We start from the raw sequence: 19,472 nt of genomic DNA, 5'->3' as shown, positions 1-19,472 counted from the left end.
GGGCCCTTAATTGGGCCCTTTTTCCATATTCAGATATTATCGGAGTAGGGTAACATCACCTTTGCGGACGTTTCCGTCCTCAGCAGTTTTGCCATCTACAGTAGTAAACTCAACATAGTAAACGAATACAGCAGGATCCATTAGTTTGCCGCGGAAAGTACCATCCCAGCCAGCAGAAGGATCATTTGGTGCGAAGTCAGTGGCTTCGTAAACCAATTCGCCCCAGCGATCGAATACCATCAACTTGTCGATACGCTCGATGTCTACAGATCCGTAAACCGTAAAGACATCGTTAGAACCGTCACCGTTTGGTGTAAAGGCATTCGGTACGAAGATCGAGCGCGCCTCATTTACAGTGATAAGGACAGAAGCGGTATCGTTACAAGGCGTACCCAAATCAAAGATCAGTTGTGTAGTCTGGTTAAGATTATCAAGAGTAAGCTCAAAGCAATCTCCACCTTGGCAAACAATATTCTGGTTGCCATCTAGATCAACATAAGACCAGTTGATAAGTGTACTGTCAATGTTTACAGAATTCACGTTAGCGTTAACAGTCACCTCTTCTCCCATGCGGATAGTTTGGTCACTGAAGGCTTGTACTGTCAACTGAGCGGGTTCAAAGATGGCTAAGCTATCTACTTCGAGTACACAACCATTAGAATCGCGCACATAAACAGTATAGATACCAGCTTCTTGACCTTGGTTAAAGATCACATCAGAAGTGAAAGGACCGTTTTCGTCTAGGCTAAACTCGTAGTCGGTGCCGTTGAAAGGCGTACCACCAGTAATACCGTTAGAGTCAATTTGGATGAGGCCATCATTGCCACCAAAACAGCTGACAGAGTCAGTAGTAAATCCGGCAACAATAGGATCTGGTTCATCAACAAATACAGTCGCTACTTCTTGACAGCCTTTTGCGTCAGTTACTGTAGCTGTGTAGAAGATATCCCCGTCTAGGTCAGAGAGCGTAGTTGTAGTAGCTCCATTATCCCAAAGAACGGTAAATCCATCAATTGTATTACCACCGGTGGGGTTGATACTAATGCTAGCGTCGGCAGCGCCAAAGCAGCTTACATTTTGATCAACAACAGGGTTAATATTCAATGTATCGGGTTCTGCAACACCTACAGCGGCAGAAGTATCCGTACAGCCGTTAGCATCGGTAACAATAACAAAGTAAGGTGCAGCTTGGAAAACACTATCGATAAAGTTAGCATCTAGGCCAGTAGCTGTTTGTGTAGTTTGAGTGCCAGCATTGGCAGACCACTCAAAGCTGTAAGGACCAGTACCACCAGTAGCAATAGCGCTTGCAGTACCATCTTCATCACCTACACAAGAAACTGCTGTTGTAACTACGTCTACAGTGACACCGTTAGTTTCTAAGATTTCAATAGAAACTGGGATTTCACAGCTAATAGAAGTAGAGTCGCGGATTACGATTTGGTAAGTACCACCAGCAAGTCCAGTAAGAACGAGCGGGCTAGTCGTTACAGGCGTAAAGTTAGCACCTCCATCTAGAGAGTAGTCATATCCACCGCTTCCACCAAAGAGGTTAAGCGTAAGTTCACCGTCGTTGATTCCATTACATGTTACATGTTGGATATCCAAGACATTTGCTTGCATAGCTGTAGGTTCAGCTACAAATACCGTTTGAACATCAAAACATCCATTAGCATCAGTTACGGTAACAGTGTAGTTCACATTCCCTTGAAGGTTTCCGATGTTGGCTGTAGTTTGACCAATTGGAGACCAGTTGTAGACATATCCACCGTTGGGGTAAGGTGTACCACCAGTTACTGTAGTTGTTACTGTACCATCTTGTAGGCCATTACAGCTTACATCAGTAGCGCTAAGTAGAGCAATAAGTGTGTCTGGAGCGGTCAAATCAACTGTAAGTGTTGAGCTACAGAGGTTATTGTCTACAACTTCGATAGTGTAAGTTCCACCAGCGAGGTTAGCAAAAGTTGGTGAAGACTGAGCGAGACCACCATTGATATTGTAAAGATATCCAGCAGCTCCGCCATTAGCAGCAACAGTGATGCTACCGTCAGCAGTACTTCCACAATTTGGATCCATTGTACTTGCAATAACTAAGTCAAGTGGGCTAGGATCGTTTACTACTACAGAATCGGTTGTTGTACATCCATTAGCATCTGTAATAGTCACATAGTAAGTATCTGCGGCAAGGCCAGTAATTGTATCTGTGTTAGCAGCATTAGACCAAAGAATGGTATAAGGTGCTTGACCACCAGAAACACTTACAGCAGCTTCGCCGTCTGCAGCTCCAACACAGCTAATATCAAATCCGCTGTAATTAGAAGTTACGGCAATTCCAGTATTGATTACGCTACCATCATTCACCTGAACTTGAGTGCTGTTTGTACAGCCATTAGCATCGGTGATATTTACAATGTAGTTACCAGGAGTGAGATTGGAGAATACCCCAGTGACATTAGTAGTACCATTGAGTTCGTAAGCATAAGGTGCGGTTCCACCTGTTCCGACAGCAGTTACTTCACCATCACTTCCTCCGTTACATCCAGCAGCTACTGCTGTGGCGGTTACTTCAAGAAGAGCTGGTTCTGTTACGACTACAGAAGTAGTATCAAAACAGCCATTGGCATCAGTTACAGTGACTACATAAGTGCCAGCACCTAAGCCAGAAACAGCTTGAGTTGTATCAGATGTAGACCACAAGAAGCGATAAGGTGCAGTACCGCCAACAATTGGGCTAGGTACAATCACGCTAGCGTCATCAGCAGCATTACAGCTTATATCTTGACCATTATAGTCAGAAGTAACTACAGCTTGAGGAATAACCAAAGGAGCAGGATCATTGAGTGTTACTGTCTCAACAATAGAACAGCCATTAGCATCTGCAACTGTAATGTTGTAAGTACCTGCACTTAAGTTGGTAAATACACCATTGTTCGTTGCTCCAGCTCCGATATTGTAGGTATAAGGCCCTGTACCTGTAGTGGGATTAGCTTGGATGCTAATTGCACCATTATTATCCCCATTACAAGCAGGATCATTTTGTAGTATTACCGTTGCAGCTAAAGCTGCAGGTTCTGTGAGAACTACAGAATCAGTAGCAGAACAGCCATTGATATCTGTAACAACCACAGTATGAACTACTCCAGCATCTAAGCCAGTAGCTACAGCTGTAGTTTGACCAGAGGGCGACCAAAGGTAAGTAAAGGTTCCTGTACCACCTACAGCAACAGCAGTTGCTTCACCATCAGCAGCAGCGTTACAAGATATAGTTCCAGTAATGCTTGCATCTACACGAACAGGATCTGGATCATCTAGGAAAATCGTACGAGTACGAGTACATCCTTGAGCATCCATAACCATGACTGTATAGTTCCCTTCACAAAGGCCATTGAATGCGCCTACAGCTTGGAAAGTATTTCCACCATCAATTGAGAAGCTATAAGGAGCAGTAGCACCTGTTGCAGAAAGTTGAATCTCACCGTCACAAGTTAAGTTACAACTTGGATTGACTGTCGTATCAATGCTTAGTACAAGTGGTGTGGGCTCAGAAATAGTTACAGGCAAGCTTGCTTGACAACCATTAGCATCTTGTGCTACAATAGTATAGCTAGAGGCAATCAGGTCAGGGAAGCTAGAGGTTGTGTCAAAGCCACCACCTTGGAAGCTGTAAGTATAAGGAGCATTTCCTCCTGTAGCTGAAACAGAAACACTACCGTCATTACCACCAGCACAACTTACGTCATTTTCATTGACCAGAATTAGCTGAACCTGAGTGGGACCATAAACAGTAGCAATTACTGTGTCTTGGCAACCATTGGCATCTTGAACAATCACCGTGTAATTGATTCCTGCAACAGAACCCGCCAAGTTGTTATAAGTAACTTGATTGGTAAAGGTATTTCCGTTGTTTACAGAGTAAATATAGGGACCAACACCACCTGTAGCAGCAACAGTAAAGGCACCATCAGGTTGACCAAAACAGCTAGCTTCAGTAGAATCAATAACGGTAATATCAAGTGCAGCAGGGCCTGTAATTGTTACACAAGCAACAGCATCACAAAGGTTAGCATCAGTTACAGTCACACAGTGTGTGCCACCTGTCAAACCAGTGGCAATAGCTGTTGTTTGACCATTATCCCAAAGGTAAGTGTAAGGAGCAGTTCCACCAGTTACGGTTACAGAAGCTTCTCCATCCGCACTATTTGCACAGCTAATCGCAGAACCATTATTATTTGAGATTACCTGAGTAGTCAAGTTCATAGAAGACCCTTGAGTAATCGTAGTACAAATAATATCCGAGCAACCATTGATATCTGTAACTGTCACGCAGTAAGTACCCACGCTCAAGTTAGAGAAGATACCATTTGCTTGGGGACCATTTCCAATATCAAAAGTATAATTAGGAGTAGCACCAGAAGCTTGTACTTCAAAAGAGCCTGAAGTTGCTCCAGCACATCCAATATCTACTTGGTTAACTACAGCCAATGTAAGCTGAGTAGGTTCGCTAAGCGTTACAGAATCTATAACAGAACAGCCATTTTGATCGGTGATCGTTACATAGGCGTTGTTACAGAGATTAGTTGCTGTAAAGCTTGTCTGTCCATTACTCCATAGGAAGGTGTAAGTACCTGTTCCACCAGCTCCTACAACTGTTGCCGCACCGTCACATGCACCTGCACAACTAATTTGAGTACCGTTGTAATTAGAGGTAACACTAATAGTAGATGTAAGAGCAGGAGGACCACTAATAACGAATGGAACCGTAGTAAAGCAACCATTTGCATCACTAACTGTAGCCTCATAGTTTCCTACAGCTAAGTTAGTAAAGGTATTTACTGCTTGTGGACCGTTTCCAATATCGTAAGTATAGTTAGCTGTACCACCAATAGCCGTTACAGTCGCTTGACCAGTTGCATCTCCGTTACAGAGTACATCTACAGTGGACTGTAGGTTAGCTACAACAGGAGTAGGATTAGCGATAGTTACAGTAGCTGTAGCTTGGCAGCCATTAGCATCCGTAACTTGTACGCTATAGTTTGCTCCACCACAAAGGTTAGTAGCTGTTGCAGTAGACTGGTTATTTGCAGACCATACATAAGTATAAGGTGCTGTTCCACCTGCAGCAGTAACTGTAGCTTCCCCATCGCAGCTATTGAAGCAGCTAACATCTGCTCCATTATAGTTTGAGGTCACAACTGCAGAAGCAGTAAGTACAGCAGCGGGTTCTGTAATAGTTACAGAAATAGTAGTCGAGCAATAGTTCAAGTCTGTTACTGTTACACTATAGAAGCCAGCAGGAAGACTATTGAATACATTGCTAGACACTGGTCCATCACCAATATCATAAGTATAACCAGGAGTACCACCAGTAGCGCCGATAGTAAATGCTCCTGAAGAGTCACCTAGACAGCCAACATTAGTTTGGCTAGCTACTGTAGCATTGACTAGGTTAGGTTCTAAAATCTCGATAGAATCGATTTGAGTACATCCGCCAGCATCAGTAACAGAAACGTAGTACATTCCTACATCGAGGCCAGTTTGGCTAGCTGTAGTAGGTCCGTTACTCCATTGAATAGAGTAAGCGGGGACACCGCCTGCTACTGCTACACTAATAGCAGCATCAGCAGCTCCATTACAAGTAATTTGCTGTCCGTTGTACAAAGTATCACTAACTACAGAAAGTAGTAATGGGTTAGCAGGCTGAGCGATAGTCACGCAGGCTGTTGTTATACATCCATTATCATCTGTAATAGTTACACAGTTGTTACCGGCAAAGAGCTGAGTAGCAGAAACCGTAGTTTCTCCACTAGGCCATAGGTAAGTCAAAGTACCTGTTCCGCCTGTAGCCGTTACTGTAGCTGCACCATCGTTACCGCCATTACAGCTTGCATCGTTGTCAACCACAGCTGTGGCGACGATTTGAGCTGGTGCGCTAAGCGTCACTGTTTGGATATCAGTACAGCCACTAGCATCAGTAACAGTTACACTATAAAGTGTATCTGCGCAGAGGCCAGTTGCAGTAGCTGTAGTTTGGGCTGCAGCATTATCCCATTGGAAGGTATAAGGAGCAGTTCCACCAGCAGCTGTTACATTAGCTTCACCATCACAAGCTGTAGGACAGCTTACTTCAGCACCATTATAGTTTGAAGTAATATTTACTGTTGCATTGACAGCGATAAGTGGTTGTCCAATAGTTACTGTTTGTGTCGCTTGACATCCATTTTCATCTGTAGCAGTCACTGTATATGAACCTGCTGCGAGAGCAGTGGCAGTAGCTGTAGTTTGTCCAGCAGGATCATTCCATAGGTAAGTGTAAGTACCTGTGGGTGCTGTACCATTGCTAGCAGTTACCGTTGCTTCCCCATCATTACCACCGTTACAAGTAGCATCTACAGTAGAGACTACAGCAACAGTAACCTGAGTAGGTTCAGTTACAGTAACAGTGGCTGTAGTTTGACAGCCATTTGCATCTGTAACGACAACGTTATAGGTACCGGCAGCTACACCAACAACAGTATCTGTAGTTGCGGTATTGCTCCAGTTGTAAGTATAAGGAGCTGTTCCTCCAGTAGTGCTTACAGCGATAGTACCATCAGCACTTCCATTACAGCTAACATCTTCACCGTTGTAGGCAGGATTTGCGACAACAGTAGCAGAAGCGGCAAGTGCAGCTGCAGGTTCAGCAATAGAACCACAGCTTACCGTTTGACAGCCATTTGCATCTGTAATAGTGACACAAACAGGACCAGCAACTAAGCCAGTAGCTGTAGCTGTAGTTTGGGCTGCAGCATCATCCCATTGATAAGTATAGGTTCCTGTTCCGCCAGTTGCAGTGACCGTAGCCACTCCATCATTTCCTCCGAAACAAGAAACATCAGAAGTATTAACTACTCCTACAAGGGTCACTGGTGCAATCAGCTGAGCCGTATCTACAGCAACACAACCATTTGCATCGGTTACAGTAACACCGACAATACCAGCGGGTAGTCCAATTACTGAAGCTGTAGTTGGTGCTCCAGCAGAAGACCATTGGTAAGAATAAGCTCCTGTACCACCAACTACGTTAACTGTAGCTTCACCATCTGCGAAGGTGTTACAAGAAATCTGAGCTCCATTATAGTTTGAAGTAATTGTAATACTTGCATTCAAGGCATTGCTAGGTGCAGAGATTACTGCAGTAGCTACGCGTTGGCAGCCATTTGCATCGGTTACGGTTACATTGTATGTACCTGCAGCTAGGCTATCAGCTGTAGCCGTTGTTTGGTTGCCTGCATTAGCATCCCAGAGGTAGCTATAGTTAGCTGTTCCACCAGTAGCAGTTACTGTTGCAGTACCGTTATTGCCTCCATTACAGCTTGCGTCTGTAGTAGCAGTTACTGTTGCTACTAATTGTGTAGGTTCAGTAATTGTTACGCAAACTACATCCGAGCAACCATTTGCATCGGTTACGGTCACACAGAAGTTTCCGGCAGACAATCCAGTAGCAGTAGCTGTAGTTTGACTAGCTGCAGCAGCATCCCATAGATAAGTGTAAGGAGCCGTTCCACCTGTAGCGGCAGCAAGCGCTTCACCATCATTTCCACCAAAGCAACTAACAGCAGCTACTTCACTAGCTGTAGCTAATACAGAAGAAGCAGGTTCGCCAATAATTACACTAGTTTGCGCCGTACAACCATTTGCATCTGTTACAGTAACTGAGTAAGGGCTTAGACCTGCACTCAAGTTTGTCGCTGTAGCAGTTGTTTGATTGCCTGCATTAGCATCCCACTGATAGCTGTAACCAGGAGTTCCAGCAGTTCCTGCTACAGTAGCGGTTCCATCAGAACCTCCGTTACAGCTTGCATCTGTAGTAGAAACAACAGCCGCATTTACTAGAGTAGGTTCAGTTAGAGTAGTACAAGCTTGTTGCACACAGCCATTTGCATCGGTAGCCGTTACGCAGTAGGCACCGTCTGCAAGGTTAGTAATGCTCTGAGTTGTTTGTCCACCCAAATCCCATACATAGTTGTAGGGAGCTACACCACCTGCAGTATTTGCAGTAAGTGATCCATCACTACCTCCATTACAAGAAATATCGCTTGCACTTAATGCTAGAGTAAATACTGTAGCAGGTTCTGTAATTGTATAAGATGCAGTTTGAACACAGCCATTTGCATCGGTTACTGTTACCGTATAAAGTCCAGCTGTGAGATTCATCAAATTTGCAGTAAATGCACCATTTGACCAGTTATAGTTGTAAGGAGTAGCTCCTCCACTTACAGCAAGTGTAATAGATCCAGAAGAATCTCCTCTACAGTCTACATCTACTGTTGTTCCAACAACTGTGATTGCAGCAGGATCTACAACAGTAACTGTTGTTGCTGCAGTACAACCATTGGCATCAGTTGTAGTCACATTGTATGCTCCAGCACTTAGGTTAGTTGCTGTTGCAGTCAATTGACTGGCAGCATTACCATCCCACTCGTAAGTATAAGGGGCAACACCACCACTTGCTATAACAGATGCACTACCATCGTTACCAGCTACACAGCTTGGAGAGTTATTAGTTAATTCTGTGAGCTGAACTACTGTTGCAGGCTCAGTAACATTAACACAAACAACAGCTTGACAGGCATTTGCATCAGAAACAGTTACACAGTGTGTTCCTGCTGCTAGAGCGGTTGCAGTGGCTGCAGTTTGTCCATCAGTCCAAATATAAGTATAAGGTGCTGTTCCGCCAGTAGCAGCTACTGTAGCCTGTCCATTAGCGCCTCCATTACAAGCTACGTTATTATCAACAGTAGCTGCTGCAGTAAGAACTGCAGGAGCAACAACAGTAACAATAGCTGTATCGGTACAGCCGTTTGCATCGGTAGCTGTTACTGTGTAAGTACCTGCTGCCACATTTGAAGCGATTGCAGTTGTAGCACCATTAGACCAAGTAAAAGTATATGGTCCTGTGCCATCTACTGCTGTAGCTGTAAGCTCTCCATCAGCTGCAGTAGCACAGCTCACATCCTGACCGTTAAAGTTTGAAGTAATAGATGCAGTAACATCTACTAAACCAGCAGGCTGAGAAACAGTAGCAGAAGCCACAGAAGTACAACCATTTGCATCAACTACAGTCACATCATAAGAACCAGCAGCTAGGCCAGTTGCAGTAGCCGTAGTTTGGCCATTTGCGTTAGCATCCCAAATATAAGTATATGCGGAACCTACAGCATTAGGAGTTCCCCCTATAGCAGTAACTGTAGCGGAGCCAGTTGAATCGTTACGACAATCTACATCAACAGTACTACTAATTGTAGCTACAACAAGAGTAGGTTGACTAATAGTTACTGTAGTGACAGCTGTACAGCCATTTGCATCAGTTGCTGTTACTGCATAAGTACCAGCAGACAAATTATTAGCTGTGGCACCAATCTGACCACCTGTAGCCCCATCCCACTGATAGGTGTAGCCAGGAGTTCCATCAAGAGCTGCAACAGTTGCAGAACCATTACTACCTCCATTACAAGAAACATCAGTAGTAGAAACTACATTTACAGAAACAGAAGAAGCAGGCTCTTCAATAATTACTGTAGCATCCATTGCACAAAGGTTAGCATCAGTAACCGTCACATTATATACACCTGCAGCCAATCCAGTTGCGATAGCTGTAGTTTGTGTATTAGACCAGTTATAGCTATAGCTTCCTGTTCCACCAGATCCCATTACAGTGGCAGAACCTGTACTTTGACCTTGACAAAGTACATCTACAGAATCTGTAATTGTCGCTTGGACTGCAGTAGGACCATTTAAGGTTACACAAGAAGTGTCACGACAACCATTCGCATCTATTGCAATTACACAGTATGTACTTGCAGCTAAACCTGTTGCCGTTTGTGTAGTTTGAGAGTTGATATCCCAGACATAAGTATAGTTTCCTGCTCCTCCACTAGCATTTGCTGTGGCAGAACCATCAGTATCACCAAAACAAGAAACATTAAATCCATTATAATCTGAGACAGCAGTTGCAGTTACAGCAACAGCAGTTGCAGGTTGGGCAATAGTAACACAGTTAGTTGCAGTACAGCCATTCGCATCTGTTACTGTCACACAGTAAGTACCAGCAGCTAAACCAACAATATTCGCTGTTGTCTGAGCCCCTGCGGCAGCATCCCATTGATAGCTTAGAGGAGCTGTTCCCCCAGATCCCATCACAGTAGCTTCACCAGTAGACTCCCCAAAACAGTTTACATCTACAGTATTTACTGTAGTAACTACTAAAGGAGTAGGATTCGTCAATGTAATGCAATCACTAACAGTACAGCCTAAGCTGTCCGTAACTGTAACACAGTATGTCCCTGCGCCAAGTCCAGTAAGTGTTGAAGTTACGTCTCCAGTTCCCCACTGGTAAGCTAGAGAACCACTACCACCAGAACCTACAGCCTCTACAGAACCATCTGTATTTCCTGCACAACTAACTGGAGCGAGCTCATTAAGAGTTACTGCTACAGCCTGGGTGGGTTCTGTAATTGTTATGCAAAGACTATTTTGACAATTATTAGCATCTGTAACTGTTACACAATAAGTGCCCGCAGTCAAAGCTGTTGCTGTTGCTGTATTTTGGTTAGCAGCTGCGGCATCCCATTGGTAAGTATAAGGTGCTGTTCCACCTGTAGTACCAATAGTTGCTTCTCCAGTTGCATCACCAAAACAGTTTACATTAACTTGATTATCTACAGTTAGAGCAATTGGAGCAGGCTCTGTAACTGTTACACAGCTTACAGTCGTACAACCTAAATTGTCAGTTACAGTTACACAATGTGCTCCCGCTGCTAGACCTGTTGTAACTTGAGTTGTCTGACCATTAGTCCAAAGATAACTCAAAGGTGCTGTTCCACCTGCAGCGGTTGCTGTTGCCTCTCCATCTGTAGAGCCAGAGCAACTAACATCTTGTCCATTATAGTTAGACGTTACTGCAGTATTCACTGTCACGGCTGCAACAGGCTGGTTTACTGTAGCACAAACTGTTGCAGTACAAGAATTTGCATCCGTCACAGTTACACAGTGTGTTCCTGCGGCTAAGCCTGCATTAACAGTTGTAGTTGTTCCATTATCCCAGAGATAAGTATAAGGTGCTGTTCCACCAGCGGCAGCTACTGTAGCGGCCCCTGTAGACTGACCAAAGCAATTCACATCTACAGTAGATGTAATTGTTGGCGTCAATACAGCAGGATCATCTACTGTTACGCTAGCTGTTGCTGTACAGCCATTCCCATCCGTTGATGTTACCGTATATGTGCCTGCGCATAAGCCCGTCGCTGTAGCCGTTGTCTGACCATCACTCCAAACATAAGTGTAAGGTGTAGTTCCCCCTGCTCCAGCTGCTGTTGCACTACCATCACAAGCGCCAGCACAGCTAATCTCCTCTCCATTATATGGAGCGGCTACTGTACCCGCTACGGTATGCGCCGCGCCAGGTTCGTTAATTGTTACACATGAACTGATCGTACAGCCATTCGCATCGGTTACCGTTACACAGAATGAGGCTGAGGCCGACAAGTTCGTTGCGGTGGCTGTCGTCTGGCCATCATCCCATAGATAACTATATGCACCTGTACCTCCTACAGCCGTAACTGTTGCTGTTCCGTCTGTTCCTCCATTACAAGATACATCCGTTCCAACACTACTCGCAGTTAATGCTGCGGGATCATCTACTGTTACGCTAGCTGTTGCTGTACAGCCATTCCCATCCGTTGATGTTACCGTATATGTGCCTGCGCATAAGCCTGTCGCTGTAGCTGTTGTCTGACCATCACTCCACACATAAGTGTAAGGTGTAGTTCCCCCTGCTCCAGCTGCTGTTGCACTACCATCACAAGCGCCAGCACAGCTAATCTCCTCTCCATTATATGGAGTAGCTACTGTACCCGCTACAGTATGGACTGCGCCAGGTTCATTGATTATTGCACATGAACTGATCGTACAGCCATTCGCATCGGTTACCGTTACACAGAATGAGGCTGAGGCCGACAAGTTCGTTGCGGTGGCTGTCGTCTGGCCATCATCCCATAGATAACTATATGCACCTGTACCTCCTACAGCCGTAACTGTTGCTGTTCCGTCTGTTCCTCCATTACAAGATACATCCGTTCCAACACTACTCGCAGTTAATGCTGCGGGATCATCTACTGTTACGCTAGCTGTTGCTGTACAGCCATTCCCATCCGTTGATGTTACCGTATATGTGCCTGCGCATAAGCCTGTCGCTGTAGCTGTTGTCTGACCATCACTCCACACATAAGTGTAAGGTGTAGTTCCCCCTGCTCCAGCTGCTGTTGCACTACCATCACAAGCGCCAGCACAGCTAATCTCCTCTCCATTATATGGAGTAGCTACTGTACCCGCTACAGTATGGACTGCGCCAGGTTCATTGATTATTGCACATGAACTGATCGTACAGCCATTCGCATCGGTTACCGTTACACAGAATGAGGCTGAGGCCGACAAGTTCGTTGCGGTGGCTGTCGTCTGGCCATCATCCCATAGATAACTATATGCACCTGTACCTCCTACAGCCGTAACTGTTGCTGTTCCGTCTGTTCCTCCATTACAAGATACATCCGTTCCAACACTACTCGCAGTTAATGCTGCGGGATCATCTACTGTTACGCTAGCTGTTGCTGTACAGCCATTCCCATCCGTTGATGTTACCGTATATGTGCCTGCGCATAAGCCTGTCGCTGTAGCTGTTGTCTGACCATCACTCCACACATAAGTGTAAGGTGTAGTTCCCCCTGCTCCAGCTGCTGTTGCACTACCATCACAAGCGCCAGCACAGCTAATCTCCTCTCCATTATATGGAGCGGCTACTGTACCCGCTACGGTATGCGCCGCGCCAGGTTCGTTAATTGTTACACATGAACTGATCGTACAGCCATTCGCATCGGTTACCGTTACACAGAATGAGGCTGAGGCCGACAAGTTCGTTGCGGTGGCTGTCGTCTGGCCATCATCCCATAGATAACTATATGCACCTGTACCTCCTACAGCCGTAACTGTTGCTGTTCCGTCTGTTCCTCCATTACAAGATACATCCGTTCCAACACTACTCGCAGTTAATGCTGCGGGATCATCTACTGTTACGCTAGCTGTTGCTGTACAGCCATTCCCATCCGTTGATGTTACCGTATATGTGCCTGCGCATAAGCCTGTCGCTGTAGCTGTTGTCTGACCATCACTCCACACATAAGTGTAAGGTGTAGTTCCCCCTGCTCCAGCTGCTGTTGCACTACCATCACAAGCGCCAGCACAGCTAATCTCCTCTCCATTATATGGAGTAGCTACTGTACCCGCTACAGTATGGACTGCGCCAGGTTCATTGATTATTGCACATGAACTGATCGTACAGCCATTCGCATCGGTTACCGTTACACAGAAGGAAGCTGAAGCTGACAAGTTCGTGGCTGTAGCCGTTGTCTGGCCATCATCCCATAGATAACTATATGTGCCAGTACCTCCTACAGCCGTAACTGTCGCTGTGCCATCTGTTCCTCCATTACAAGAGACATCCGTTCCAGCACTACTTGCTGTTAATGCGGGAGGATCATTGACTACTACAGTTGCTGTAGCTGTACAACTATTTGCATCTGTTGAAGTTACGGTGTAAGTTCCTGCGCATAGACCAGTGGCTGTAGCCGTCGTCTGGCCATCACTCCACACATAAGTATAAGGTGAAGTTCCCCCAGATCCAACTGCCGTAGCACTACCATCACAAGCACCAGCACAGCTAATTTGCTGACCATTATATGGTGCGCTTACTGCAGCATTGACAGTATGTGCAGCTCCAGGTTCATTAACAGGAACACAAGCACTAACTGTACAACCATTCGCATCTGTTACTGTTACACAGAAGGAAGCTGAAGCTGATAAGTTTGTCGCTGTAGCCGTTGTCTGGCCATCGTCCCATAAATAACCATATGCTCCAGTACCGCCAGAAACAGCTGCTGTAGCCGTTCCATCTACTCCTGCATTACAGGATACATCTGTGGAACTCATAGCGGCAGTTAATGCGGGTGGATCTGATACAGTAATAGCTACTGTAGCTGTACAACCATTAGCATCTGTTGAGGTTACTGTATATGTTCCTGCACAAAGCGACGTTGCTGTAGCCGTAGTTTGGCCATCACTCCATAGATAAGTATATGGTGCTGTTCCGCCAGCTCCAGCTGCTGTTCCACTACCATCACAAGCACCTACACAACTAATCTGCTGACCATTGTAAGGTGTAGCAACAGAAGCGCTAACTGTGTGCACTATAGGCTCACTAACAAGTACACAAGACTGTGAAGTACAGCCATTCGCATCTGTCACTGTTACACATTGATTTCCAGCTGTTAAAACTGTAGCAGAAGCTGTGGTTTCGCCATTAGACCATAAATAAGTATATGGTGCTGTTCCGCCTACAGCAGTTACAGTAGCAGCACCATCATTTCCTGCGTTACAACTAACATCTTGATCTAATGCTACAGAACTATTAAGAAGAGCAGGCTCGTTAACAATGATACTTGTTACAGCAGAACAACCTGGAGTTGTATTGATATCTGTTATTGTAACATTATAAGTACCAGCTGGTAAATTCGCAAAAGTTACAGGTGTAGCTAATGCTCCCGCTGCCTGAGTATCTATTGCTGAAATTGGCCCTGAGATAGCCACCTCGTATGGACCAATACCATCTGTTGCCCCTGCTCGAATAACTGCAGTACTATCTCCATTACAAAGAATTTGTCCAGTTTGTACAACTTGAGGAGTTACGGGGTATTTTACAGGCATATTTACTGTCAAAGTAGCAGTACAAGCATTTTCATCAGTAGCTGTTACTGTATAAGAAGTAGCTGGCCCACCGGTCAAACCAGTAACCAAAGCCGTAGTTTGAGTTGTTCCAGACCAACTATAAGTGTATAGACCTGTACCTCCTTGTGCTTCAACCTCAATTTCTCCATCTGCATCATAGCTACAATCTACGGTATCCACCCGAAGCAGGTTAATTGTTAAAGGATCGGGCTCTCCAACAGTCACACAGGTAGAAGAAGAGCAACCATTATTATCAGTTACAGTTACACAATAAGTACCCGGAGCTAAACCTGTCTGCTCTGTTGTCAATACATTATTTTCAGAAAAACCATTATCCCAGACATAATTATATGGTGCGGTTCCATCAATAGTAGCTACACGAATAAAGCCATCTGAACTTCCCGCACAACTTACATCAGCGAGAGAATCTAGCTGAGCACTAGGTTGATTTGGACCTGCAAAAACAAAAATTGTTTCTACTGTATCACAACCTGTAGTAGCATCTGTAATTGTTACAGTATAACCAGCCACAGGAAGATTAGTAATTGTTGAACTAGCTACCCCTGTTTCTACTACCCCATTAGACCAGTTAAAATCATAAGTCCCAGAACCATTTAGAGGGGCAGCAGTAGCTGTACCATCATTTCCACAAATAGTCGCTGTTGAGCTTAAGTTAGGATCAATATCAGGGTATACATTAACATCAAAAAGAACAGACATAGGACAAGACAATCGAGTCTGACCATTTGTTGTCGTTACCGAATATATTGTAGCAACATAAGTGATGCTTGTATTAGGAGTAACATTTGCAGTACTTTGAGATGTTACTGTTAGATTACCTTGAGTAGAAGACCATATTACAGAATCAGTTGGGCTAAGACCATTCAAACTTAAAGTAGTCGTTTCCCCCTTACAAATATCATTGGTAGGATTTACAGCCGTTGCACTAGGCATAGGATCAACATATAAATAAGCTGTATCCAAAGGAGAGTCACCACAACAGTCTGTAATAAGCTGCAGTTCTATAACATAAAAACCAGCCACATTAAACTGTGCATTAGGTGTACACTGAACATCAATAGGGTCAGGTATTGCCCCATTAAAATTCCATATAATAGAATCCGCATAAATATCACTACAGAAGCTAGCTGTTTCTCCCACACAGAGTTGGAAAGTATCATTTCCAATCAAGTTCGCTGTACTTGAAATAGTAGGTTTGTACGCACCATCAAAAGCAATATTATGAAAGTCAGTATAAGTAAAGCCTTCATGAGCAATACTGTAACGTCCAACACTATCATATTGAGTTGTGTCAGGGTTATGAATACCGTTTGTAGGATTTGCTAAGGTTCCTAGAACATCAAAATCCCAATCTGTAATATTAGTACCTGGACCAGGATTACCTACAGGCAGTCCTGTATCTTCAAAACGAACAGTTGCATTCGTACAGTTTACATTCTCTACAATAATTACAGGCTCTAAAGCAAAATTATAAATAGAGTCTGCATTAACTAGAGGTTGAGACGCTACGGCTGTAGAAACCATAACATTAACAGCATAGCCAGAAGTACCATTTCCACCACGGCCTCCATTTCCACCATCGCCACCACGGCCTCCATTTCCACCTTGGCTAACGCCACCTCCAGAAAGACCACCGTTTCCACCAACACCACCAGTTCCGCCAGCACCACCTAGGCCACCAGTTCCGCCAGCACCTGCTGTAGAAGTAGAAATATTACAATCCTTAATATTACCGTTGGCTCCATTGCTATAGATATAGACTCCAAAAGAGCCACCACCACCATACGCACCGAAACCACCAATACCACCAGAGGCACCACCGCCGCCGCCGCCGCCACCGCCACCGGTGTTAGGCGCTGCAGCATAGGCTCCTCCACCACCACAACCACCAGTTCCACCAATACCATCTTGGCCTTGGAGTGCTTGTGTACCAGGGAAGAAAAATGCCAAAGCAGTTGGAGCTGGACCTACAGGTGCATTAGCACCATTAGCTCCAGAGGTACCCACAGTACCATTCGCTCCATTAGGAGATGCAGCCGTACCTGCAGCAGCACCGCCTCCAAGGCCTGTTGCTCCAGTAGGACAAGGTACAGAAGTTACGCTTCCTCCCAAGCCATTTACATCTGGTGGAATCCCTCCTGATCCTGCTCCGCCCCCTTCTTGGGCTCCTACAGCAGAAGGAGAATGTACATTGCCGGCACCACCGCCGCCACCACCGCCACCAGAAGAACTGGCAACAGAAGCACTATCTCCACCATCTCCAGGTAAAGGCACACCAGTATTTCCTCCAGCAGCTCCAGAGCCACCAAAACCAAATCCTGAAAGTCCTCCACCAGAACCACCATTTCCACCACCTGCATAAGTATCCAAAACACCCGCAGAACCTGCTACTCCATCTCCACCAGGATCTCCATCAAAACCAATAGAACCTGCTGCGCCATCAGCTCCATCTCCAGCTGCACCAGCAGAAATTGAACAACGTACAATATTATAGTCAGAACAACCTGTCAAACGGATGCCATAAGTAGACATACCTAATGAATCAGCATCATCTGTAGTAATCGTTAAATCTTGCAAACGGAATCCTTGCGCATTAGACGCATTCATCGCGATCAACTGATATGCATTTGCAAAACCCAAAGGATTCACATTTGTTCTATTGATTACTGTTTGAGCTACATCTGAGGTTTTTTCCCATAAATTGTTAGGATCAAAACCACCCTCAATAGTCAAAAAGCTAGTTACATTCAAAGTTGTGTCAATATTATACACCCCTTGAGCCATCTTAATAACCGTATTATTACAAGACGAACGAGCAATCGCCGTCTCAATAGTAGTTGGATCAAACTGTGTTCCTGCACCAGTTGGACTAGCCGTAGGTGATACATATATATTGATACACTCTACTGGGCCACGAGGAGGGCCAATAACTAAACAGGCTTGCTCTGTGGTTGTACAGCCTGTTACAGGATCACTCACCACAATATCATAACAGATAGTGGAATCTTGCACATTAGGCAAAGTAACATCTATAGAAGACTGCGCCCCCGTTACACTACCCGCTCCCATAGAAGCTCCAGCAGGATCAAACCACTCAAAAGTATAACCTGAACGATCTGCTGCTCCTACTAAGGTTACTAGAGCTCCCGCACAAGCATTTACTCCATTAGGTGTTACAGCGACCATAGGATCATTCTGTACATTCACCACAACAAAGTCACTAGTCGTACAACCATCTGAGTAATATATAGTCGTTTGATATATAGTCGTTACAGAAGGCGTTGCAATCACATTGGCCCCCTGATTTGTATTCAAACCTGTATTAGGCGTCCATACAATACTATCAATAACTGTTGGAGCAGTGGGCGCATTAGCAATTGCTTGTAATGGCACTGACTCTCCAGCACAAATCGTCGTATCGGGCAAAGCTGTTACCGCAGGATTAGGATTCGCAATTACATTTACTGTATAGGTAAATGTATTCGCCCCTAATAAAGGACAATCATCATCCTGTACAGTTACAGTAAATGTATGCTGTCCTACATCTGCAACAGAAGGATTCCAACAAAATTGACCCAATACAGAATCACCACTAATCTGTGTTGTCGTGAAACTAGCACCAGGAATAGCCCCATTCCAATACATCAAGACATTGTTTCCATCAGGATCAGAACCCAAAACATCAAAACACAAAGGATTACCAAAACAAGAAGTAATCTCATAATCAATTACACCATTTCCTGTAGCAAGGTCAACCCCTGTAGCCGCAGGCAAGGTATTAGAACAGTTCAATACCGTAAACTGTAAATCACGAACCGTCTCACCAATTTTTACTCCATTCCGATACTCTTCGACCAAAACACAAAGTACACCTACTTGCTGAGTAGAAGGTGTAAATGCCAAAGCCCCCGTATTAGGGTCAATGTTGATACCTGTAGAAGAAGACAAAGGCGTAGTACCGCTAAATCCACCAGCATACTCTACAGGGTTGTTCCGCCCCTCTTCACAATTGATTAGAGAGTAAACCAAAGAATCCCCATCAGGATCATAGCCCCCATGGTTATAAAATACGGGCTGATTCCGACATAGAAAAGCCGTAGGTATATTCAAAAACTGCGGCGAGTTGTCACAAGGCGCCAAGGTATTATCCATATGCGCTTCAATATATAAGGATTCACTCCCCCCATTTGTTAAGGTCGTAATCGCTCTATTTCGACAACACAATTGATAGGAAATCCGATAATCAGTACATCCCGCAGGCAAGGTAATGACCCCCTCATATAAAAATGACTCTACCCCATATTGACCATTGCCACTACAAGCAGTAGGCTCCGTCGGACACAATGGCGTAATATCTTGTGGGTAACCAGACACACGATTTAAGGTGTAGTTGCTGTTCAAGCCACAGCCGTTAATCGTAATGCGCGCCGTCGTTCCCAAGTTTACTCCATTACAATCTCGATACAGATTCAAGCGGAACCGATACTGGTTCGGCCCCACACATTCCCAAGCCAAATCCGCCCCCATTACGTGGGTCGCTTTGGCCTCCTGCTGAAATGCAAAACTCAGCAATACCACTAGGGCAAGCTGACTGCAGGCAACTAATAGTTGTCTTAATCGATACATAGGGTTCTCTA

At 44.9% G+C, this 19,472-nt stretch carries 1 protein-coding gene; it reads right to left on the bottom strand.

Annotated elements, in window-relative coordinates:
* Window positions 1–36: 36 nt before the first annotated feature.
* The gene (locus PPO43_RS08475; protein WP_272616821.1) at window positions 37–19,461 is read right to left on the bottom strand and encodes a gliding motility-associated C-terminal domain-containing protein; all 19,425 of its coding nucleotides are present in this window, start codon (window positions 19,459–19,461) and stop codon (window positions 37–39) included.
* Window positions 19,462–19,472: the final 11 nt, after the last annotated feature.

It is taken from the genome of Saprospira sp. CCB-QB6, assembly GCF_028464065.1.
Lineage (GTDB): Bacteria > Bacteroidota > Bacteroidia > Chitinophagales > Saprospiraceae > Saprospira.
This window is presented reverse-complemented; position numbering and strand designations above follow the sequence as displayed.